This is a genomic window from Microcoleus sp. CAWBG640, assembly GCF_020883015.1.
Lineage (GTDB): Bacteria > Cyanobacteriota > Cyanobacteriia > Cyanobacteriales > Microcoleaceae > Microcoleus > Microcoleus anatoxicus.
The window spans coordinates 1-21,817 of the sequence record NZ_JAHRFC010000079.1; the positions used below are offsets into that span (position 1 = coordinate 1).

14 protein-coding genes and 1 pseudogene are annotated in these 21,817 nt (G+C 44.3%); 10 read left to right on the forward strand and 5 right to left on the reverse strand.

The genetic code is table 11. From position 1 onward, the window contains the following. Positions 1–165: 165 nt before the first annotated feature. Positions 166–708: pseudogene (locus tag AAFP11_RS24885) on the forward strand (AAA family ATPase); the annotation flags it as partial. 111 nt (positions 709–819) lie between these two features. Continuing rightward, entirely contained in the window at positions 820–1,590 is a 771-nt protein-coding gene (locus tag AAFP11_RS24890) for a 4'-phosphopantetheinyl transferase superfamily protein (RefSeq protein ID WP_341739436.1), read from the forward strand. A 35-nt stretch (positions 1,591–1,625) separates the two neighbouring features. On the opposite strand, the gene AAFP11_RS24895 is transcribed toward AAFP11_RS24890, so the two are convergent. After that, positions 1,626–3,242, reverse strand: coding sequence for a HAMP domain-containing sensor histidine kinase (locus tag AAFP11_RS24895; RefSeq protein WP_341739437.1), 1,617 nt, complete (start codon positions 3,240–3,242; stop codon positions 1,626–1,628). Between the two features lie 278 nt (positions 3,243–3,520). Here AAFP11_RS24895 and AAFP11_RS24900 point away from each other — a divergent pair, with 278 nt between their 5' ends. Next, positions 3,521–4,927, forward strand: coding sequence for a TldD/PmbA family protein (locus AAFP11_RS24900; protein ID WP_341739438.1), 1,407 nt, complete (start codon positions 3,521–3,523; stop codon positions 4,925–4,927). Between the two features lie 109 nt (positions 4,928–5,036). Here the strand turns inward: AAFP11_RS24900 and AAFP11_RS24905 are convergent, their stop codons facing one another. Beyond that, positions 5,037–5,741, reverse strand: a complete 705-nt coding sequence (locus AAFP11_RS24905; protein ID WP_341739439.1) for a PEP-CTERM sorting domain-containing protein — start codon at positions 5,739–5,741, stop codon at positions 5,037–5,039. Between the two features lie 1,028 nt (positions 5,742–6,769). Between AAFP11_RS24905 and AAFP11_RS24910 the strand changes: the two genes are divergently transcribed. Continuing rightward, positions 6,770–7,012: a hypothetical protein gene (locus tag AAFP11_RS24910; protein WP_341739440.1), complete on the forward strand. Its 243-nt coding sequence runs from the start codon at positions 6,770–6,772 to the stop codon at positions 7,010–7,012. A gap of 117 nt (positions 7,013–7,129) precedes the next feature. Here AAFP11_RS24910 and AAFP11_RS24915 read toward each other — a convergent pair whose 3' ends face one another. Next, a complete protein-coding gene (locus AAFP11_RS24915) occupies positions 7,130–7,837 on the reverse strand; it encodes a TrkA family potassium uptake protein (protein WP_341739441.1) in 708 nt (235 codons plus the stop codon). A gap of 147 nt (positions 7,838–7,984) precedes the next feature. Further along, positions 7,985–9,319, reverse strand: coding sequence for a TrkH family potassium uptake protein (locus AAFP11_RS24920; protein WP_341739442.1), 1,335 nt, complete (start codon positions 9,317–9,319; stop codon positions 7,985–7,987). A gap of 165 nt (positions 9,320–9,484) precedes the next feature. On the opposite strand from AAFP11_RS24920, the gene AAFP11_RS24925 reads away from it, so the two are divergent. Then, complete coding sequence (locus tag AAFP11_RS24925; protein ID WP_341739443.1) at positions 9,485–10,438, forward strand: methyltransferase domain-containing protein; 954 nt, start codon at positions 9,485–9,487, stop codon at positions 10,436–10,438. Between the two features lie 176 nt (positions 10,439–10,614). On the opposite strand, the gene AAFP11_RS24930 is transcribed toward AAFP11_RS24925, so the two are convergent. Then, positions 10,615–13,164, reverse strand: coding sequence for an ATP-binding protein (locus AAFP11_RS24930; RefSeq protein WP_341739444.1), 2,550 nt, complete (start codon positions 13,162–13,164; stop codon positions 10,615–10,617). A 254-nt stretch (positions 13,165–13,418) separates the two neighbouring features. Between AAFP11_RS24930 and AAFP11_RS24935 the strand changes: the two genes are divergently transcribed. From AAFP11_RS24935 to AAFP11_RS24955, 5 genes are all read left to right on the forward strand, one after another. Then, complete coding sequence (locus AAFP11_RS24935; protein ID WP_341739445.1) at positions 13,419–14,699, forward strand: chemotaxis protein; 1,281 nt, start codon at positions 13,419–13,421, stop codon at positions 14,697–14,699. A gap of 162 nt (positions 14,700–14,861) precedes the next feature. Next, the gene (locus AAFP11_RS24940) at positions 14,862–16,784 is read left to right on the forward strand and encodes a response regulator (RefSeq protein WP_341739446.1); all 1,923 of its coding nucleotides are present in this window, start codon (positions 14,862–14,864) and stop codon (positions 16,782–16,784) included. A 361-nt stretch (positions 16,785–17,145) separates the two neighbouring features. Next, positions 17,146–20,565, forward strand: a complete 3,420-nt coding sequence (locus tag AAFP11_RS24945; RefSeq protein WP_341739447.1) for a PAS domain S-box protein — start codon at positions 17,146–17,148, stop codon at positions 20,563–20,565. Between the two features lie 35 nt (positions 20,566–20,600). Beyond that, on the forward strand, positions 20,601–20,975 hold the full coding sequence (locus AAFP11_RS24950) for a response regulator (protein ID WP_341739448.1): 375 nt from the start codon (positions 20,601–20,603) through the stop codon (positions 20,973–20,975). Positions 20,976–21,233: 258 nt separating this feature from the next. Then, positions 21,234–21,590 (forward strand): hypothetical protein, encoded by a 357-nt coding sequence (locus tag AAFP11_RS24955; RefSeq protein ID WP_341739449.1) that lies wholly within the window; start codon positions 21,234–21,236, stop codon positions 21,588–21,590. The last annotated feature ends 227 nt before the right edge of the window (positions 21,591–21,817 follow it).

Consider the following 21,817-nt stretch of genomic DNA (forward strand, 5'->3'; position numbering starts at 1 on the left):
ACGTCATTTGAGGATTACTTGATTCACTTCCTGGTTGTCAAGCTCACGCTTCGGGCGATCGCCTCACAAACCGCTCCGGCTCAAGCCGGAGCGACTTTGTTAAGAAAGATGTGAGTAAGGCATAGCCTTAAGAAGGGGGGCTGGGGGGGATCGAATTTATCCCGCAGCGAAATGATGTTAGTTGCAGGATTTTCCGGCGTTGGCAAAACCTTTGTAGTCAACGAAGTTCACAAACCCATAGTTCGCCAGCGGGGTTATTTCATCAAAGGCAAATATGACCAATTTCAACGCAACATTCCCTTTAGTGCTTTTGTGCAAGCCTTCCGAGATTTAATGGGGCAATTATTGTCAGAAAGCGATGCTCAACTTCAGGAATGGCAAACCAAAATTCAGCAGGCTGTTGGCGAAAACGGTCAAGTTATTGTAGAAGTAATTCCTGAACTAGAACGAATTATTGGCAAACAACCGCCTGTCTCAGAACTTTTGGGAAGTGCCGCCGAAAACCGCTTCAATTTAGTGTTTCAAAAATTTATCTCTGTCTTTACCACAAAAGAACATCCTTTAGTAATATTTTTGGATGATTTGCAGTGGTCAGATTCAGCATCCCTCAAGCTTTTGCAACTGTTACTGGGCGAAAAAGATAGCCAAAACTTAATAGCACTTACGCAAAGAAACCGGGTTTCTCTGAAAAATCCTGGCTTTCTCAAGTATAGATCTAGGAAGAAACTTGGTTTCTGGCATCGAGCTGCCTAACTCCTGATAAAGTTATCTAAGCATAACAAGTTATGGTAAAAACTGCCCGACAGGAGGTAAAGATTGATGGGAGATGCCGATCGCATCTGGGAAAGCGCAGCCGCAGACTTAACAATATCGAGCACAGACATTCATATCTGGCGCGTTAATCTCGATCGACCCCTATCGCAGATCCAAAACTTAGCACAAACCCTCTGTGATAGCGAATTACAGAGGGCAGAACGCTTTAGGTTTGATCGAGACAAAAACCATTTTATCGTTGGCAGAGGCGCGCTCAGAGCCATCCTGAGCCGCTATTTGAAGGTCGCTCCCAACCTAGTGGAGTTCAGTTACGGCCCCTGCGGCAAGCCAGAAATAGCCGCCAATTTGGACAGCACACTTAGTTTTAACTTGTCTCACTCTCAAGGCTTAGCTTTATATGCCCTGACTCGGAGCCGCCAAATCGGAGTAGATATCGAAAAAATCCGTCCCGTTCCCCACATGGAGTCAATTGCTGAGCGGTTTTTTTCCCCCCAAGAAAACACCGAATTTAAGACAGTTTCAGCCGAGGAAAAATTAGTAGCATTTTTTAATTGCTGGACTCGCAAAGAAGCTTACATAAAGGCGATCGGAGACGGATTGAGCTTTCCCCTCCATCGGTTTAGCGTTTCCCTAACTCCAGGGGAACCCGCACGGCTTTTGAACGTCGAGGGCGATTCCCTACGGGATGGGGTCGCGCCTACAGCACCGAATTTATGGTATTTAAAAGCGCTGATTCCTGCACCAAATTATCTAGCAGCAATTGCTGTAGAAAGACGGGGTGCAGAGTTGAATTGCCAGCATTTGTTACTGGATTGAATTCGATTCAACAACTATCTCATCATGAGCCATAACTATTGCAGTGGCAAAAACACCGTCATCACCTCACCCTTTTGGGGCCGCTGACGAATCACCAATTTTCCCCCAGCCGCCCGAAATAAATTCTTAGTGACGCTCAAATTTAAACTCAAACTTCCTGTTTCTGGCTGCACCATCAACAAAGGTCCGATCGACCGCAAAGGACTATTAGCCTTAGTGGCAAAAGTTGAGGTATCATTACCTTCAGATAAATGTTCCGATTCCAACTGCAACTTTAACTGATTTCCCGCCAATGTTACCCCCACTTGAATGTGACTCCCCGATGGCAAAGTGCGAGTAAAATTTTCAATCAAACCAGTTAAAACCTGGTCTAACATAGTCGGATCGCTAACTACTGTCGGCAATTTTTTCGGGACAATTACTTCCAAAGTATGATTCCGCTGACTTGCTTGTTTTTGCCAGCGCGGAATGCTATCCAGCAGCACTTCACCGAGGGACATGGCTGTTAGTTGTACGCCGGAATTTTTCGCTTGAGACATTTCCATTTCTACAGCCCGGAAAATTAAGCCGAAGCGATCGATCTGAGCGGTACACTCGGCATCAATCATTTCCAAACGCTTGACTACCACGGCATCTAGTTTGGGACGTTTCAGCAACAATCTAGTGAGAGTGCGAATCGTAGCCAAGGGAGTGCGGACTTCGTGGGCGATCGCCTGTAGCAATTCCACCTCTTTAGTAGCGTGAGGAATCGGAGATTTACAGTTGAGATTCTTCCCCTGTAATTTTTCATGCCTGTCTCTCAAACTATCATCAATTCTTTCCTCCTTAAATCTGCCTGTTTCTTCTTTGCCAATCGGCAAATTATGCAACAACAAGCGACTGAACTGCATGACTGTTTGATAATTTGGTTCCACAGGATAAAACTGCTGAAAAATTGCATCTAATTTAGTAGAATGAGCAGTAAATTGACTCACATCTAAATTGATGGCGCTGTCAAAAATTCCTAGCAAACCTTCACTTTCAGTCACCCTGCGTCGCAAAACTTCCCAAGCTTTTGCGACTACTTGGGGATCGAAAGAAAATAGAAAAGCTGGAATGCCCAGAGCATTTTCGCCTAAAACCATCACCAAGCTAAAACTAGCTGTGAGAACCAAACAAAACTGCTCGTTAGCTAAAGGATCGCCCATCGCCAAAGCCAGTGCAGGCGCAGCAGCCGGGCCTGAGATTTGCACATCACCCGCCGGCAGTAAAGCTAAAGTTTGTCGGGTCCGAAAAGACCACAAAGCTGCATCGTTGTCGGGAATACTGGTAAAAATCCAATTGGCAAAGCCGGAAGCCACGGCTGGGTTAGTTAAAACGGAAGATGGACCCGATAGCACTAATCCATGGCAGGAATTGGGAACAGTCGAGGGACAATTTGTTCCCCAGGAATCAGTTTTTTGTCCCTGTTGTTGTCGATCGAGCATTTGATTTAAAGTGGCGATCGCACCGTACCATTCCTGTTCCGCTTTCAGCCGGGAAGCCCCGCGACTACCTGGACAGCGATGGCGGTTGTTTTCTCCCGCCAACTTCCCATCACAGAAGCTGAGCTCATGTTCTGGGCCAGAGGCGGCTAAAATTTCGCTTATTGTCGGTAAAAAGTAAGTATTCACAGTTATAAATCCACCTTCGGAGGCATGAAGGATGAAGTATTTATTTAATTTGAAAGTTCAGGAGTTAGGATTGAGGCACCACAAGGATTAACAAATTGCGTTAAATTTTTGCCTTTCCCTCCTGACTCACAGCATATCTACCTTTGTCAATTCCCGATATTGGCACAACCGTACCAAGTAAGCCGCAATCTCCGCGCTAGGGCTGATATTTTGGCTCAACTAAACCGATCGCCCTGGCAAAAGTGCAAAATAGATGCAGTTAATCACCTGCTTTCCTCATGCCCACCTCGATTGCTGACTCAAAAAATCTGCTGTCCGACTTAATGGCACGCTACCGCAACCAGGTAGATTATCTAGCAATTCGTCTAGAAGAAGCCGAAGGTACCGACATCCTGCTCCGGGGTGAAAAAATTGAAACCCTGAGTGAAGGAATTTCCATTGGCGGCCAAGTTCGAGCTTGTCACAAAGGCGGCTGGGGCTTTGCTAGTTTTAACCGACTTTCCACCCTCGCCGACAGAATTGAAGAAGCCATCGCCTCCGCCAAACTGATCGGCGAGTCAGAAACAATTCTGGCACCTGTCACCCCAGTACAGGATATTTGCTTCCTACCGCTGACTGGAACAGACCCCCGTCTGGTTCCCCTGATCGAAAAAAAGCAATTGTGCGATCGCTACGCGGCAATTCTCCGCAGCATTGACCCACGCATCGCCACCATCTCCGTCCGCTACGGCGACAGCACCCAGCGCATCATCCTCGCCACCTCCGAAGGTACAATGCTCGAACAAGGTTGGGCAGATATGGAAATGCGTTTTGCCGCCACAGCCCGCAGCGGGGAAACCGTACAAACCGGCCGCGAAACCACCGGTTCCCGCAAAGCTTACGAAGACTTAATCGATCTCGATGTTCAAGTTCGCAGCGCCGCCCAGAGAGCTGTAGATTCCCTAGCCTTACCCCCCGTCTGTGGCAACACCTACACGGTGGTTATTGACCCAATTCTGACCGGATTATTCGTCCACGAAGCCTTCGGCCACCTCTCGGAAGCTGACATGGCCTACGAAAATCCCGACATCATGGAGGTAATGACCCTCGGCCGCCAATTCGGCCCAAAAGAGTTGCAAATTTTTGACGGCGCAGCACCTGGGGGACACCGGGGTAGTTATTTCTACGACGATGAAGGCACTCCGGCTACTACTACTCAGTTAATTAAGGATGGTGCTTTAGTGGGAAGGCTGCACTCCCGCGAAACTGCTGGCAAATTGGGAGAAGTACCGACTGGGAACGCTCGCTGTTTGGATTATCATTATCCGCCGATCGTCCGCATGACTAATACTTGGATCGAACGGGGTACGACACCGGTGGCTGATTTATTTTCCGGCATCACAGAAGGTGTATATGCACGGAATTGGCAAGGTGGCATGACTAACGGTGAAATGTTTACCTTTGGTGCTGGGGAAGCTTGGATGATTCGCCATGGCAAATTGGCCGAACCAGTAAGGGATGTCACTCTTTCTGGTAATGTTTTCAGCACTTTAGCTGACATTGAGGCGATCGGCGACGATTTTTATTGGGATGAATCCGGCGGCTGTGGAAAGGGTGGACAAAGCGGTTTACCCGTGGGCTGCGGTGGCCCTAGTTTGCGGATTCGCAATGTTGTTGTCGGTGGCGAAGCTGCTGAGGAGGACTAATTTCCATTGTCTTGCTTTCCCATAGCAAAAGGCGAGCTGATGTCCCATCAGCACGCCTGCAAAGCTTATTAAATTTTTCCGAATTTATTTATCAGGTAACTGGTAAATACTAGGAAACAGTTTTGCTGGCGCGACGGCGACGGGCGGCAATCAAGCCACCGAAACCGAGAGCTAAACCAGTCATTGTCATTGGTTCGGGGACTGCTTCGGCGCTCACGGTGAAGTCTTGGAAGTCTGTGTCGTTGCCGCCACCGCGATCGTCGAAGGAGATTAATGTGCCTCCGTTAAACAGAGAACCTATTCCATCTGTGTAGGACCCAGCGGCTTGGAATGCAGAGGTTGTTTCTTTGCCGAGTGCGTTCCACAGGGAGGATGACGCACCAAATACGGCTTGCTGGCTGCCAGTATAGGCGACGTTCAGGTTCAGACCCGATGTGGAGTAGACCATGCCGTTATCGCTGGAGAGTCCCAAGGTGTAAACTTTATTGGCTAGGAAGGTGAAGACTGAGGAACCAGAACCCAGGACTGTATTGCCCAGTGTTCCTTTCCATTCGTTAACGCTGCCGTCGTCTGAGGATTTAGTTTCCGAAAACAAGTCGGCAACTTTAGAGAGTGAGAAGCCGTTGACTTCGTAGATGCCCAAAGAGGAAGTGAAAGCCCCGTGAGATTCTTTGAAATTAAATTGGACATCTTGATTTTGTCCGAAGGTGATGCCGTTGGTCCCAAAGGAGAAGGCTTGGGCGGGAGCGGATGCACCCAATAAAGCGGTCGCAGCAGCGGTGGCAGTTAAAGCTGAGAGGAGTTTGGTGTTCATAACTTTTTGCTCTTTTGTTTAGTGACGATGTTCGTAATAATTTAATTATGGAATAGTTTTTGGATTTTGTTGCTACTTGCGATCGCTTTTGACAGATTCTTCATCAAGACTTTACCTAGTCTTTACAAATTCTACTAACTCTGGTTAGCGATCGCCCAATTCTCAACTCATTTTTGCTTCGTTTTTCGCCGACTTGTTTTTTGATGGCCGATGCAAGTCCTCACCTACCTCATACTTACGAATAAACACTGTGTTATGGGCGCAATTTAAAGCCCACTGGAGTCTACAATCAATTGTCAGCCAGGAATATTGGTGGTTTGGAACTTGCGTAGAGAATTTAAAATAGTTGAGTTATCAGTTAAATTACGTAGTCGCTCCCGTGTTTTGGTTGTCTTAAATCGAGATACACATAAACCCATTGGTCACGTATTGAGGGGGGACATGATCGGGATTTTTAAAGTTGGGCGACAGATCCTAAAACGGAAAAATATTTTAGGGTGTTATGACCACAGGTAGATTAGTTATTTAATCAACTGAGACTGGCTATCTCTACAGGGTTAGTAGTAGTTGTCCGCTACTGTCTACTATTCGACCGATAGCAGGAGTCATGAGGCAGAGGCGATCGGACCTCATGTTTGAGCGATCGATCCTCAAGGACCCCCGCGCCTGGAGCTTTCTATATTTGCTTCTGGTTTGCCCACAAAATTGCCCAGCCCACGGATTCACGCTCTACAGTAAATGACGGCAACGCTCAGTATAGCTTGTAAGGACCCCGATCGCGCGATCGAAAATTTGGCCTTTTGGCCAATGTTTTTTAGTTCATTGGGGGGCAATATTAAGAGCATCAAGTTGGCACTCCATCGCTGAGCATATAATCTTTAACAAGAAGATATTGTTAAATAATGGATTTATGAGAGTTTTGTGTAAGGTTACACAGCTTTGCGTACAAGTCGCGTGCATTCACGCCCCTGGAGTGTCAAAATATGGTGATGTCGATCGCATACAAAACTTTTGATGGGTAAAAAATTATGCTCGTAACTTGCTTGATTCCCTTAACTCTGTTTTTAGTGGCTGCGGTGATTACTACAGGGACTGACAGAAGAACCCTCGACGGCATTCCCGCTCCTATAGCGGCCATCATTGGCATGGGTTGTTTAATCTGGTTTATGGCGGTGTGTCCTTGGCCGATCGAACTCGGTCTGGTGCTAGTCGTGCTAGTTTGGGGCAAAGCTTACGTGCAAAATATGTTGAATTTTCAGAGCCGGCTGTGAAACAAAGTGGCTATCCACTAATCACTGAACCAAGCTGGACAACCAGCGATCGCGGTGAACAGATAGCCAGCCTCAGTTACAAGTACGTTAACTCTAGATTGTCCCCAGGGCGAGCTGTTAAATTGGCAAGCGATTGATATCTTTATTAGAACCAATTACAACCATCGCCTCACCCTGTTTCAAACGTTCATTGGGCTGCGGATTAATTTCAAACTTGTCATTTCGCCCCACAGCTAGCAAATTCAAACCGTATTTGCGACGGAGTTCCAACTCCGCGATGGTTTTGCCATCAAATTTTTCAGGAACGAGCAACTCTACTATACTGTGATCGGGATCGAGGTCGAAGCGCTCTAAAATACTGGGTTTTGTCAGAGTACGTGCCAAAGAGTAGCCCATTTCTCGTTCGGGAAAAACCACATGATCTGCCCCGACTTTTTTGAGAATTTTTAAGTGAGTTTCCGAAGAAGCTTTAGCTATGACATTAGTTACCCCGCCTTCCTTAAGATTTAGGGTTGTGGTGATACTTGCTGCTAAATAATTGCCGATCGCCACAATCACTGTATCAAATTCAAATAAGCCTGCTTCCTTAAGAGCCGTAGGCTCGGTAGAATCTAACTGTACAATATGAGCAGCAATGCGATCGCTCAAAGCTTGAGTGACTTTTTTTTCATCGCTATCAACCCCCAAGACTTCATAGCCTAAACTGTGCAAAGTCGAACACACAGCATTGCCGAAGCGTCCCAAACCAATAACTGCAAACTGCTTGTTTTCAGCGCGCAAACTGCGAAAAAAGTTTAAAGATGACAGGTTTACGTTGATATTCAAAACTAAGTCTCCTAATTTTCAAAATTTCATAGAATCTGCCCGCCCGGTAACAGAGCAAAACCTAAACGTTGAATTCTTGGTGTGTGTTGAAAGTTAATTTGAGCAGTTGCCCATTGTTTAGACGATCGGCAACAAGGCAAGATGCGACTATCCCACTAACAAACTTTCTTCGGGATATTTAAAAGTGCTGGGTTTCGGATCGCCAACAGCCGCACTCATCAGCAGCAACACGCCAACCCTACCTATGTACATAGTAGCAATCAGGATCAACTTGCCGATCGCCGAAATCTTCGCAGTAATCCCCGTAGAAAGTCCCACCGTCGCAAAAGCTGACACTGCCTCAAATAGCACCTGAATAAATTCTAGTTCGGGATTAACCAGCTCAACTAAAGTTGCAGATACTATCACCACCATCAGGGAGCCAAACACCACGCTAATAGTCTTGAGAATCAGTGGTATAGGGATTTGGCGCTGATAACACTCCACCTGCTCCTTCCCTTCAAGAACTGCTGCGGTACAGCTAAACAAGACCCTAAAAGTTGTGGTTTTGATACCGCCACCAGTGCTGCCAGGACTAGCGCCAACAAACATCAGGGCGATGGTCAAAAATAGTGCTGTTTCGCTCATTTTGCCAATGTCAATTGTATTAAATCCCGCCGTGCGAGGAGTCACAGATTGAAACCAAGCAGCCATAACTTTTTGACCAAAACTGAGGGGACTGAGAGTTTCAGGATTGTGGTATTCCATGGCCAAAAATGCGATAGTTCCTAAAAATATAAGTACAGCAGTTGTGCTGGTAACGACTTTAAAATTTAGGGAAAAAACTGTGCAAATCGGACTTTTATTGAAGCAAGCGCGTAGCCACAGGTACATTTCCATAATTACCTGATAGCCAATGCCTCCAAAAATAATCAAACCACCAATGGTAAGGTTGATCAGAGGCGAACCCCTATAGCCGATTAAATTGTCTGAATAGAGGCTAAAACCCGCATTGTTAAAGGCATTAACGCTGTGGAAAATAGCCGACCACAGACCATCCTTAAATCCAAATTGCGGTACAAAAACCAACATCAGCAAAAACACACCTGTTAGTTCAAACAACAGCGTTGTTGCTAAAATTGACTGTACCAGTTGCACTACACCATCTAGACCTGATTTGTCAAGGGATTGTTGGATAGCAATTTTGTCTTTCAATCCAAATCGGCGACCGAGTAAGAGCAGTAAGAAAGTAGTGGCTGTCATATAGCCTAAACCACCTATTTGCACTAAAAAAACCAGGCAGAGTTGGCCCCAAAAAGAGTAATATTTCCCGACATCTACCACTGACAAGCCCGTGACGCAGACAGCAGAAGTAGAAGTAAAGAGTGCGGTGATGGGGTCGCTCCAAGTTCCGTCACTTGTGGAAAAAGGCATCAATAATAAGAGAGCACCTAGGGTAATGACGGCTATAAAACCCAAGCAAATAGTTCGCGAGACAGTCATTCGATTTGAGATTTTAGATTTGAGATTGAACGTGGGTTGAAATTTCAAACATTCGGCCTTGAGTTCCGGCTATAGAATCAGATCTACCCCTGGAACTTAAATCGCAAAAGATGACAAGAATGGCAAAAGAACGGTAGAATTTCTTTAATAACTTGCGATCGTGCGATGACATCAACACTTTACCAGCAAATTCAGCAATTTTATGACGCTTCCAGCGGTCTGTGGGAACAGGTGTGGGGCGAACATATGCACCACGGTTACTACGGCCCGGATGGAAACTTAAAGAAAGAACGCCGACAAGCTCAGATAGATTTGATTGAAGAACTGCTTGACTGGGCAGGAGCACCATCCGAGACCCAAATCTCTGAACCTTACAGCATTCTCGATGTCGGCTGTGGCATCGGTGGCAGTACGCTGTATTTGACCGAAAAGTTTAGTTCTGTAGCTGGAAATAATTTCAGGTTAGATGATCGGGTCGATCGCAATTTTAGTCGATCGCCTGGACAAAGTAAAACGGAAACTAGGATTACAGCTACCGGCATTACTCTGAGTCCAGTACAAGCCAACAGAGCCAAGGAACGGGCTAAAATTGCTGGACTCGAAAGCAATGTCAATTTTTTGGTGGCAGATGCTTTGAATATGCCTTTTCCTGACAACTCCTTCGATTTGGTTTGGTCCCTAGAAAGTGGCGAACATATGCCAGATAAAATTAAATTTTTGCAGGAATGTTACCGCGTCCTCAAGCCGGGGGGAACTTTGATTTTGGCCACTTGGTGTCACCGTCCAGTGGGAGAAACCGCCGGAGAATTAACAGATGCAGAAAGAAAAGAATTGGCAGAAATTTACCGGGTTTATGCTTTACCTTATGTGATTTCTTTGCCGGAATATGAAGAAATTACCCGCAGTTTGCCTTTTAAAAATATTCGGACTGCTGACTGGTCAAAAGCTGTGGCTCCTTTTTGGGATATAGTGATCGATTCTGCTTTTACTCCTAGTGCGATTTGGGGTTTGTTGACTAGCGGTTGGACGACCATTCAAGCGGCTCTGGCGCTCTCGTTGATGAGTCGTGGCTATCAAAGCGGATTGATTCGTTTCGGGTTGATTTGTGCTGTCAAATAACTCTGGAAGCACAGGGAAGCAGGAATCAGGAAGTGGACGGGGAGGGTAGGCAAAGAAAGTAGATGGGGAGGATGGGGATGGTAGGCACGCACCATCCACTACCCCTACAAAACCCTGATTTGTCACCAGAATGAAACAGCCCTGCCCCCAAGGGGGGTTGCCCCATACTCCATTCCCTAGGCCCCATTACCATTAGCCATTAAACCAACCACTTTCTCCAGCAATTGCTGCGGTTTAATCGGTTTTACCAAACAATCATTAGCTCCCGCAGTCACCAAATAAATCTCACTAGCTGGAATTTCTTGAGCAGTTAAAGCGAGAATGTTCATATTTTTAGTAGCTGGTTTTTGGCGCAATTTTTGAATAATCTCTCCGCCATTCATACCGGGCAAACGCATATCAATAATCACCGCATTTGGTTGCAATAGTTCAATTTGTTCTACCGCCCCCGAACCTTCAATCATCCACACCACCTGAAGTCCCGCTGCTGTCAATATATCGCAAATCTCCATCGCCGTTTCTTCCTCTTCTTCTATCAGTACCAGACTACCTCGCAAGGAGGAAGAATGCAGGGGTAAAGATGAATTTAATTTTTCATACTTTAATTTTGAGTATTCCTCTTTAGTGAGACTCTGAAGGGGTATGAAAACTGTAAAAGTAGATCCTACATCTACGGTGGATTCAACTTCGATCGCACCGCCGTGGAGTTCTACTAACTGTTTAGTTAATGCTAATCCCAAACCGGTACCACCGTATTCGCGACAGTAGGGAGAATCCAATTGTTGAAATTTTTGAAACAAGAGAGAACGCTGATCTTCGCGAATTCCAATGCCCGTATCTTTGATTTGAAAAACCGCGATTCTGCCTGGGGATGTAGTACCGGGAATCCGCACTATCGGTGTGCGTTTGTTATCTTCTGTTACCCAAATCCGCAGGATAACTCGCCCGCCTTCGGGAGTAAATTTAATCGCATTTCCTAAAAGATTAAAAAGAATTTGTCTCAAGCGACGTGGGTCAGCGGTGAAGAGGTCCCATTCTTGATTTATCCGCTGTTCTTGTACCAGTTCTACCCCTTTTTCCACAGCTTTTTCCTTGAGGGCGTGCAGACTTTGAGATGCTAATTTTGAAAGAGAAAATTCGCTGATTTTTAAGACTGCTTTTCCCGCTTCTACTTGGGACAAATCCAAAATATCGTTAATTAATTCTAATAAGTGATCGCCGCTGTCGCGGATAGTTTTTAGGTACTGTCGCTGTTTGGCGATCGGCACTTCTTTACTGCCCACTTTGCCATAGGACCAGCGCAGCAGCGTGTCCGAAATGCCGATGACACAGGTGAGGGGAGTCCGCAATTCGTGACTCATAGCTGCTAAAAATTCGCTCTTGGCGAGGCTGGCTGACTGGGCGGCTGCGAGGGCATCGCGAAGTTCTGTGGTGCGTTCAATTACCCGCTGTTCTAAGGTGCGCTTTTGCTGCTGCACTTCAGCATAGAGTTCGGCTTGATAAATGGCGATCGCCAAATGTTCTGCTATTTGCTGCAAAAAGATTTTTTTACTTTCTTCCCAGTCGCGACAAGTAGAATGGTGGGCAATTAGCAGTCCCCACAATTCATCTTGAACCACTATGGGCACTAGCAATTTAGCCCGCACCTTAGCTTGTCGCATCAAATTTAAAAAACATGGCTGGGAAGCATAGGCTTTTTCCACATCTTTAAGGGCAAATGTTAAACCTTTACGATATTTTTCTTGGTCGATAACTCCCTGTGGTAAGCAATTAGCATCTTCGCCAAAATTCAGGACAGAGGAAATAGTATTATTTGCTAAAGATTCGTAGGTTACGCGACCTAAATACTTGCGATTTTCTTGATGCAATGGCCTGTTTACAGGTTGATTAAATAGCGTTAAATTTTCTATATCTAAGTCGTGTTTTTCCGCTTTCTGCGATTTTTCAAATTGATAAATTATCAAGCGGTCTACTTCCAAAAAATCTCGAACTCGTTCCACTGCTTTTGACAATATTGCTGGCAATTCTAAACTCTGACGAATCTGAGTTGTTACCTGATTTAAAAGTCGCTCCTGTGCGAGTTGCTGCTGCAAAGCATCTTCCACTGGTTGACAAAATGCTACACAAGAATTAGGGATGCTAACTTCACCAACCATGTCTAAATTGTGGCTGTTTGGGTTTTCTTCATTTCGCCCTTGTTCCGATAAATTGCTCTCGATTATCCCTGGATATATACCCAAATAATCGTTGTTTTTCCGAGAGCTATCGGCAATAATCCCTAGCAAGTCGAAAGTGAATTTACTTTGAAGTTCCGGTGAATTTGGCTTGATATTTTTGAGTCTTTTTTTGAGAGCAATCGGGTCTAGGGTGAGTGAGGCCTCTGGCGTTGTTTTGGAGAGTTTGTCGGCCAGGGGAGAGAGAAAATTTGCGATCGCCTGCGGCTCGAAAGTCAACTCCACATTCCATAGAAGATCGAGCTTATTTGCACTTTCTTGATGCTGGTTTGTACCTAAATTATTTTGCCTTCCACGCACCAAGGCGTTAAACCGCTCCGACAACAAGGCTGCAAACCTTTCGGATGGAATTACTTGCTCATTTTCCAAGGAAAGGAAATTTTGCTCTCCCAGCCAAATCGCCCCTGGAAGTTGAACCATTTGCTGTAACAAATGGTACACAACCTCCAAGGTTGTTAGTGGTAAAGTAAGATTTAAGGTTTTTGGTTTCAATCTAGGTATTTTCCCGGTTGCTTTAAATAATCAAACATGAAAAACTGTGTTTTGGAGATGTAACCTCAGTTGCAGCAGCCATTACCACTTCCAAAAACTTCAGAGGCAAGTAGTAGTCAGGGAATTTTAGGCTTGAGCTTCAAAATTTTCCTCAAGATAAAAAGCTTATCTGGTGGGGAAGGATAAACAATCTTATTTTAGTATAATGTAAATATATAAGTTGTTAACTTCTACTTATTGACACTACAGGGTAAATGAGCAATCTAAGTCACCTCGCCCCCGATTCCACAATCGGACATCTGCCGTCTCACCAGTTCCAAGTGAGTTCTACAACTCTGGGACAAGTCGTGGCTCAAAAATTTGGGCAAGAGCCAGAACTGCCGGGAGTTATTATTACTCATAACTCTCAGGTACTGGGCATGATTTCTCGCGTCAAGTTTCAAGAGCAAATGAATATTCCCGATCGCGTAAAACTGTATGGGGAGCGCCCGATTAGATTCCTGTTAGATTTTCTGAGAATTCCGCCTTTGTTGCTGTCGGAAAAGTGGAAAATAGACGATGCAGTACAAGCAGTTCTCAATCGACAAAAAGACCTGGTATACGAACCCATTATTGTGGAAATGGAAAACCGCAATCTCCGCATTCTGGATGTCCATACTTTGCTAATGGCTCAGTCTAATATTTTAACACAAGCTAACAAAATAATTCACAAATATCGCTTAGAAAGACAAAAATATATCGCCAAGATTCAACAAGAACAGGCCAAAGTTCAAGAATACAGTCAACTGTTAGAGTCCAGGCAGCGTCAAGTAGAAAAATCTCATCATATTCCCAATCCCCAGCAAGCTGCACTGGTCAAACAAGCTCAAGAAATTTCTCAACAAAATCAGCAATTTTTGAAGATTGCCAAGTTGATTTCGGCAGAAGGTCGTGTGGCATTTCAGGCTACTTTTCAGGGCGCTAATGCTATTTGCAACAATACAGATAAAATTTTAGGGGTTGGTAAAGCAATAGCTAATGATTTGGAAACGGTTAATCGCACTTCCAGAACAATCGGGGAAGCGATCGAACAAGTGAGGCATTTAGCAGTACAGGTTGCCGTAGTCACAAATCAAATGGGAAATCAACCTAATGGTTTGAGTCAAGTGAGTATGGAGATTGCAAGACTTGCCAGTAAAACTTTTGAATTGGGGACGCAAATGGAGCAAATAGGAAGCAGATTTAAACTGCGCGTTCAAGCACTGACAGAGGCGGCCAGAGCTGGTGCTAATGTGGCTAAATCAGTTACAGAAAAAATTGAGCGGGCAGAAATGGCTCTGTTAGATTTAGAAGAATTTATCTCAGAAAAAGATGGAAATTCTGAATCTAAAAATAAAATACATTTGCATGAAAATGAAACATCTACTTCTCTAATTCAAGAAATACAGCAGGCAGAAGTAGCAGTTTCTCAGTTAGAAGACATTGTTAAGCAGCAAGATTCATCGCAATATCTGATTCAAAAAATTCAACAGGCACTCAAACACAAAAAGCCATGACTGCGAGTTGATTTTTATAACTCGATGGGACGCTTTTACCTGTTGTTTGATGTGAATTTAAGAGTTTAGTATCAGGCTTTACCACCAAATAGAAGGTATTTAAATAGCGAAAAATAATCTCATCAAAAACCAAAACCTACCCTGATTGAGAACTGTAAATCTATGAAAATTCTAATAGTAGACGATGACAAAATGACGGTCAATTTACTGACACGCTCCCTGGAGGCTCACAATTATACTTGCAACACCGCAGGAGACGGTGAAACAGCCTTGCAATTGGCGCAAATCTACGATTACGACCTAATTCTGTTAGATGTAATGATTCCGAAACTCGATGGAATTAGTGTGTGTCGAGAATTACGATCCTGTGGCTACCAAATCCCGATTTTATTGCTGACAGCTTTAGACAGTAGTGGGGATCGAGTCCAAGGTTTAGAAGCTGGTGCAGATGATTATGTAGTTAAACCCTTCAATGTACCGGAATTGCTAGCTCGAATTCGGGCTCTGTTGCGTCGCGGAAAGGCCAACTTGTTGAGTCAAAATTTGACTTGGGAAAGATTGCAAGTTAATCTGGATACTGCGGAAGTAACTTATGGAGAAAAAGTGCTGCACTTGACTCCAAAAGAGTACAATTTGCTCGAACTTTTTCTGAGAAATCCCCGCCGTATATTCAGCCGCAGTGCCATACTCGATCGCATTTGGTGCCCTGGGGAGTTTCCGCAAGAAGAAGCTGTTACCGCTCACATCAAGGGCTTGCGACAAAAGTTGAAAGCAGCGGGGATGATGGTGGATTTAGTGGAAACAGTGTACGGGCTGGGCTACCGCCTCAAAAGTCTCCCGGAGGATGTCGATTTCCCAAAAGTAGCTCCACAAATCACAGAAAATCCCAAAAGTCAAGCAGTTTTATCCAGCCCAGCCACCACGCCTATTGATGAAGTTAACCTCAACTCCCATCAAGCAAAAGTCTGGGCTGTGATTGCAGAAATTAGGGCAAATTTCCAAGCAAATTTCCCCGAAAAAATGGAGATATTTGAGCAGGCGATCGCCAACTTAAATGCCGGAACTTTGGACGACAAAATACGACAACAAGCTCAGATGCAAGCTCACAAATTAGTTGGTTCTTTAGGAACTTTAGGGATGCCAAAAGGTTCGGAAATAGCGCGCAATCTCGAAGATTTATTTAAGACGGAAAACATCTTTAAACCAGGGGCTAAACAGCAGATAGATACCTTAGTTAATTTGCTACAACGTATCTTCGATTCGCCAGCAACAGCACCTGAGAATGCTCCTGTCGATCGCGTTTCGAGCCACCGTCAATTGCTGATCGTGGATGATGATACTTGGCAGAGCGATCGCCTCAAAACAGAAGCATCAGCCTGGGAATTTGACATAGAAGTAGCACTTTCTGGGGAAGCAGCCAAAATGGCGATCGCCAACCAGCCACCAGACGCGATTTTGGTAGATTTAAACTTTTCCAGAAGCCAGGAAAACGGACGTCCTCTCCTAGCCGAACTCCTCCGTCACAAACCAGAAATTCCCGTAGTTGTTTTTAGCGACTACAACCAATTGAGCGATCGGGTAGAAGTCGCGCGTTTGGGAGCTGCGGGCTTTTTACACAAATCCATGCCTCCAGCAGATATACTCAAAGCAGTCGATCGGATTCTTGACCAGACTAGCCCAGCAGAAGCTAAGGTGATGGTGGTAGATGACGACATACATCTACTGGCAGCCATCAAAATTATTCTCCAACCTTGGGGATTTCAACTAACCACATTAGACGAACCCAAAGATTTCTGGGAGGTACTAGAGACAACTTGTCCCGATTTGTTAATTTTAGATGTAGAGATGCCCGGTTACAACGGTATCGAACTATGTTTGGCAGTACGCAACGACTTGCGCTGGGGCAAACTCCCCGTGCTATTTTTAACCGCTCATTCCGAGTCAGAAATAGTCAGCCAAATGTTTGTCGCAGGTGCTGACGATTACGTGAACAAGCCAATCGTAGAACCAGAATTAATTGCTAGGATTCTCAATCGTTTAGAGCGGATTCAACTTAGATACAAGCTGGCACTCACCCAACGTTAACCATCGCTAACTAGGTGAAAATATAGCCTGTCTCAGTAACATGAGCTACGGCGGGTTTGTCGGTAATAGGCATCGCCCTGAGCGAAGTCGAAGGGTAATAAGTAATAGGTAATTCCAGGATGGGTAATTTGAGGGCTAGGGTGCATCTGTGTTTTGCAAATATATTCGTAGGGGCGAAGCATGACCGCAGAGAATTTATTAGTGATAACCAGAGATTTACAGCGGTCATGCTTCGCCTATGCAAAATCGGGATGCTCCCGATAGCTGGTTAGCTACAGACGATTATTTATGACCGATTACCCATTACCAATTACCGATTAGGAATTACCGATTACCGAGTACCCATTAACCATATAAAAAAATGATGATTCCCCCAGACCTAGATATTTATAATATCCCATGCCCACCAATTCACAGCCCTGGCTACATTCAATCTCATGGCATTCTTTTTGTATTAGAAGAACCCCTTTTGAAGATAGTACGAGTCAGCAACAATATAGGGGAAGTCCTCAATTTAGAACCCCACGCAATCCTAGGGAAATGTTTTGATGAATTTGTGGTATGTCAAAAAAACGATTCTCTGAGCGCAGTTTTTTCGGAAAAATCAAACACGACAGTTAATATTATTTTACACCTCAAACATCTCAGCACTAAACAAGTCTTTAATGGTAAATATTACCGTACCAATAATTGTTTAGTTGTTGAATTGGAACCTAGATTGTCCACGGAGTATAAAAACTTTTTTAATTTATTTACTTTAATTAAAAAAACATTAACCAAAATTCAGAATGCACGAGATATAAAAAATCTCTATCAGATAGTTGCCCAAGAAACAAGAAAAATTATCGGATTTGACCGAGTGATAGTCTATCAGTTTGATACGGTAGATGCTGGGGAAGTTGTAGCCGAAGACAAAGTAGATAGTTTGAACCCTTTATTGGGATTGCACTATCCAGATACGGATATTCCTCAGCTAGCAAGACACCTCGCCACCCATAATTTAATTCGGTTTATTCCTGATATCAACTTTCAGCCTGTAGAAATAATTCCTGCCGATCATCCATTGAATCATCAGCCCCTAGACTTGAGTTTGAGTAGTTTACGAAGCGTTTCGCATTGCCACATTCAATATCTCAAAAATCTGGGTGTTGCTGCTAGCTTGACGATGAGTATTATCAAAAATAAAAAGCTGTGGGGATTAATCGCTTGTCACCACCGAGAACCCAAATATGTCAGCTATGAAGTGCGCACTGCTTGCGAACAGCTTGCAAAAATTATAGCTTTAGAACTCAGCGTAAAAAAAGATAGTGAAGACCGGGAATATGAAGCTTATTTAAAATCAATTTTTGCAGAATTTACAGAAGATATTTCTCGCGATAACCGTTTTGCTGAAGGTTTACTCCAACATAAAGAACGGTTGCTAGAATTAGTTGGTGCTAGCGGTGCTGTTCTATGTGCCAAGGAAAATTTAACACCGATCGGCAAAACCCCGGAATTGGCAGATATTCAACAGTTAATTACCTGGGTAGAAACTCAATTAAATAATGATATTTTTTATACAGATTCCTTGCCCAAAGCTTATCCAAAATCCGAAAAATTTAAAGAAGTTGCTAGTGGCTTGTTGGTGATGGCGATATCTCAGATGCAAAAGCATTATATTTTGTGGTTTCGTCCTGAAGTAATTCAAAATGTCAACTGGGCGGGGAAACTGAACTCAACGCTGGAATCGGAGTCTGCTACTAGCAGTTTGTCTCCTCGCAATTCCTTTGAATTGTGGCAACAAACTGTGAGGTTAAAATCTTTACCTTGGAAGCAGTGCGAAATCGCGATCGCCCAAGAATTGAGAGTGACTCTTGTAGGAATAGAGTTGCGGAGAATAAATCAGCAATTAACCCTCGCTTTGTCTGCTACGAAGATGGGTTTTTGGGACTGGGATTTGCAGAAGAATCATATTACTTTGTCGAGGGAACACGAACAGTTGTTTGGATTAGCACCCGGAACTTTTGACGGAAGTTGCAAAAATTGGGCAGACTGCATTCACCCCGAAGATTTAAAAGAGGTCAGAAATAGTATAGCTGTGGCCAGAAGCGATCGCCAAGATTACGTTCAAGAATACCGGGTGGTTTGGTCCGATGGTAGCATTCACTGGATTGAGGCAAGGGGCAAATTTTTTTACAGTGAAGAAGGCGAAGCAGTGCGGATGGTGGGGACTGTCATAGAAATTAGCGATCGCAAAGCCAAAGAATTACAATTGCGCCTGCTAGAATCCGTTGTCACCACAACTAATGATGCTGTTTTAATTACCGAAGCTGGACCCATTGACGAACCAGGCCCGCGGATTATTTATGTTAATCCTGCCTTTACCCGGATCAGTGGATATACTTTAGAAGAAGTCATCGGCAAAACTCCCCGTATTTTGCAAGGAGAAAAAACAGACCGGGCAAGTCTAGAGCGCATTCGGACAGCTTTGAGCAATTGGCAATCAGTGCGGGTAGACTTAATCAACTATCGCAAAGATGGCACAGAATTTTGGGTAGAATTGAGTATTGTTCCCATTGCTGATGAAACTGGTTGGTTTACCCATTGGGTGGCTGTGCAGCGCGATATTAGCGGACGAAAAGAAGCGGAAAACGCCCTCCAACAACTCAACGAAGAGTTAGAAATACGAGTTTGGGAAAGAACTTTAGAACTCGAAAAATCTCAAGCCGAAGTCCGGCAAAGTGAAGCTTTATTTCGATCTCTCAGCGAGAGTTCTCCCGTGGGCATTTTTAAAATTGATGCTGAAGGGAAATTTATCTATGCTAATCCCCGCTTGCAAGCAATTTTTGGTTTCACCTTGGCAGAAGCTTTAGGGGAAGGCTGGATGAAGTTCGTCCACCCAGAAGACATCAAGCGCATTTTATCATTGTGGTCGGCTGCACAATCTCTCGATCGCAAATTTACCTGCCAGTTCCGTCACCTCCGCCCGGATGGCACAATCCGCTTTTGTCGAGTTAAAACAGCCCCTATTATTTCCGAGGAAGGTCAACTAATTGGTCACGTCGGCACTGCCATAGATATTACCGAAAGTCAGGAAATTGACAAAATGAAAAATGAGTTTATTTCCATCGTCAGCCACGAACTCCGAACCCCTCTTACCTCCATTCGCGGCTCCTTGGGTTTGCTAGCTGCTGGAGTGCTAAAAAATCAGCCGGAAACGGCCCAACAGATGTTAGAAATTGCGAAAAACGATACCGAACGCTTAGTGCGTTTAGTAAATGATATTCTCGACTTAGAAAGGCTAGATTCCAGTCAAGTTACCCTAAATAAGCAGTGGTATGATGTTGCTGATTTGATAGAGGAGTCGGTGAAAAGTGTACAAGCTTTAGCTGATGAAAGTAAGATTAATTTGTCGATTTTATCGAAATCAGCGCAAATTTGGGTCGAACGAGACAGGATCGTTCAGATGCTGGTAAATTTACTTAGCAATGCAATTAAATTTTCACCGGCACTGAGTACCGTAACTGTTAGCGTTGAAGATTGGGGCGATCGGGTTTTATTTGAAGTCAAGGATTCAGGGCGCGGTATTCCTGCCGATAAATTAGAAAATATCTTTGGGCGGTTTCAACAGGTAGATGCTTCTGACTCTAGGCAAAAAGGAGGCACTGGTTTAGGTTTGGCTATCTGTAGCAGCATCGTGCAACAGCATGGTGGCAGAATTTGGGCTGAAAGTGTGGTGGGAGAAGGAAGCAGTTTCTATTTCACACTCCCTGCACCCTCCTTGGAACAGGGGCGGGAATAAAAATCTGCTATATTTAATATTTTGAGTCTTAATTTATGTCAGCCAAGCAGATTCTGGTTATTGATGATGAAAAAAATCTCTGTAGCGTCATTCAGGCCTGTTTAGAACATTTAGGCGGTTGGGCAGTGCTGATTGCCCGCAATGGCAACGAAGGATTGCTTATAGCCCAAACTCAACTCCCTGACGCTATTTTGCTAGATGTGATGATGCCGGATATGGACGGACTGACTCTGTTTAGTTTGCTGCAAAATAATGCGGCTACTCGGATGATTCCGGTGATTTTCCTAACTGCGAAGGTACAGGCTCTCGATTTGAGCGAATTTGCTGATTTGGGGGTAGCGGGAGTGATTGCTAAGCCTTTTGATCCTTTGAAATTAGCACAGCAAGTGGCGGAAATTCTGCGGTGGTAAGTATTTGGCTGGAAATCCCGAATCATGGTACCACCAAAATGTTTTCCTTCATAATTTCCTCACATTCCTCAGATAATGTTTAATCCAAGGTCTTCCATAGAATATCGATCGCAGTTACAAACTTACTTATAAGACTCAGCGATTGCTAATAGCTACTACATCAATTTTTGTAAACTCCTAGAGGACTCAGAAATAACAGGGATATTTAAGCTTAATTTTGGCTGCATAGTAGTTAATCAGTGTTTAGGAACTGGGAAAATGAATAAAACTCTTGTCAATCTTACCTTAGCCGTAGTCACAGAGGAAGTGGAAAATATCTTGGATTCTTATCCGAGATATCCCTACCAAGAAGCTTTTGCACCTTCTGGCTTGAGACAGGATTTAATTGCTTATGTACTCAGTCGCATTCCCAATACCTATACTGCGCTCTCACCCTTGGATGCCATGTCAAATAAAACCGTCCAGGTGCGATGTTCTTCCGAACAGTTGATCAATATAGAAAACTTAATTCACACAGGGATTAGTGATGTCCTCCACAGCTATCACAAGACAGACCACCGCCTTCCTAGTCAAACTTGGAATTTGGGCATCGCGAGAATTGCGAACAGATGTTGAGCAGTTTCTTGGACCCAGGGGAGACGGGAAAAAGGGAGCTAACACAGAGATAGAATTTTTAGCTTTCTTATACAAAAAAATTAGCTAACACTAAATCCGGTTTATCACAGAAATTGGGTCTAAAACCCCGTCCTTATAGGACGGCTTTGTTAGCAGAAGTAAAAACATTGAATCTTTTCCATAAAGATATGTGACAACATCAGATAGAACGTTGTCCTACAATATAC

Coding starts and splice junctions, on each gene's coding strand:
- AAFP11_RS24910 (WP_341739440.1), top strand. CDS start 6,770: ATGCTCGTAACTTGCTTGATTCCCTTAACTCTGTTTTTAGTGGCTGCG.
- AAFP11_RS24955 (WP_341739449.1), top strand. CDS start 21,234: ATGAATAAAACTCTTGTCAATCTTACCTTAGCCGTAGTCACAGAGGAA.
- AAFP11_RS24920 (WP_341739442.1), bottom strand. CDS start 9,319: ATGACTGTCTCGCGAACTATTTGCTTGGGTTTTATAGCCGTCATTACC.
- AAFP11_RS24940 (WP_341739446.1), top strand. CDS start 14,862: ATGAAAATTCTAATAGTAGACGATGACAAAATGACGGTCAATTTACTG.
- AAFP11_RS24925 (WP_341739443.1), top strand. CDS start 9,485: ATGACATCAACACTTTACCAGCAAATTCAGCAATTTTATGACGCTTCC.
- AAFP11_RS24900 (WP_341739438.1), top strand. CDS start 3,521: ATGCCCACCTCGATTGCTGACTCAAAAAATCTGCTGTCCGACTTAATG.
- AAFP11_RS24905 (WP_341739439.1), bottom strand. CDS start 5,741: ATGAACACCAAACTCCTCTCAGCTTTAACTGCCACCGCTGCTGCGACC.
- AAFP11_RS24950 (WP_341739448.1), top strand. CDS start 20,601: ATGTCAGCCAAGCAGATTCTGGTTATTGATGATGAAAAAAATCTCTGT.
- AAFP11_RS24935 (WP_341739445.1), top strand. CDS start 13,419: ATGAGCAATCTAAGTCACCTCGCCCCCGATTCCACAATCGGACATCTG.
- AAFP11_RS24945 (WP_341739447.1), top strand. CDS start 17,146: ATGATGATTCCCCCAGACCTAGATATTTATAATATCCCATGCCCACCA.
- AAFP11_RS24890 (WP_341739436.1), top strand. CDS start 820: ATGGGAGATGCCGATCGCATCTGGGAAAGCGCAGCCGCAGACTTAACA.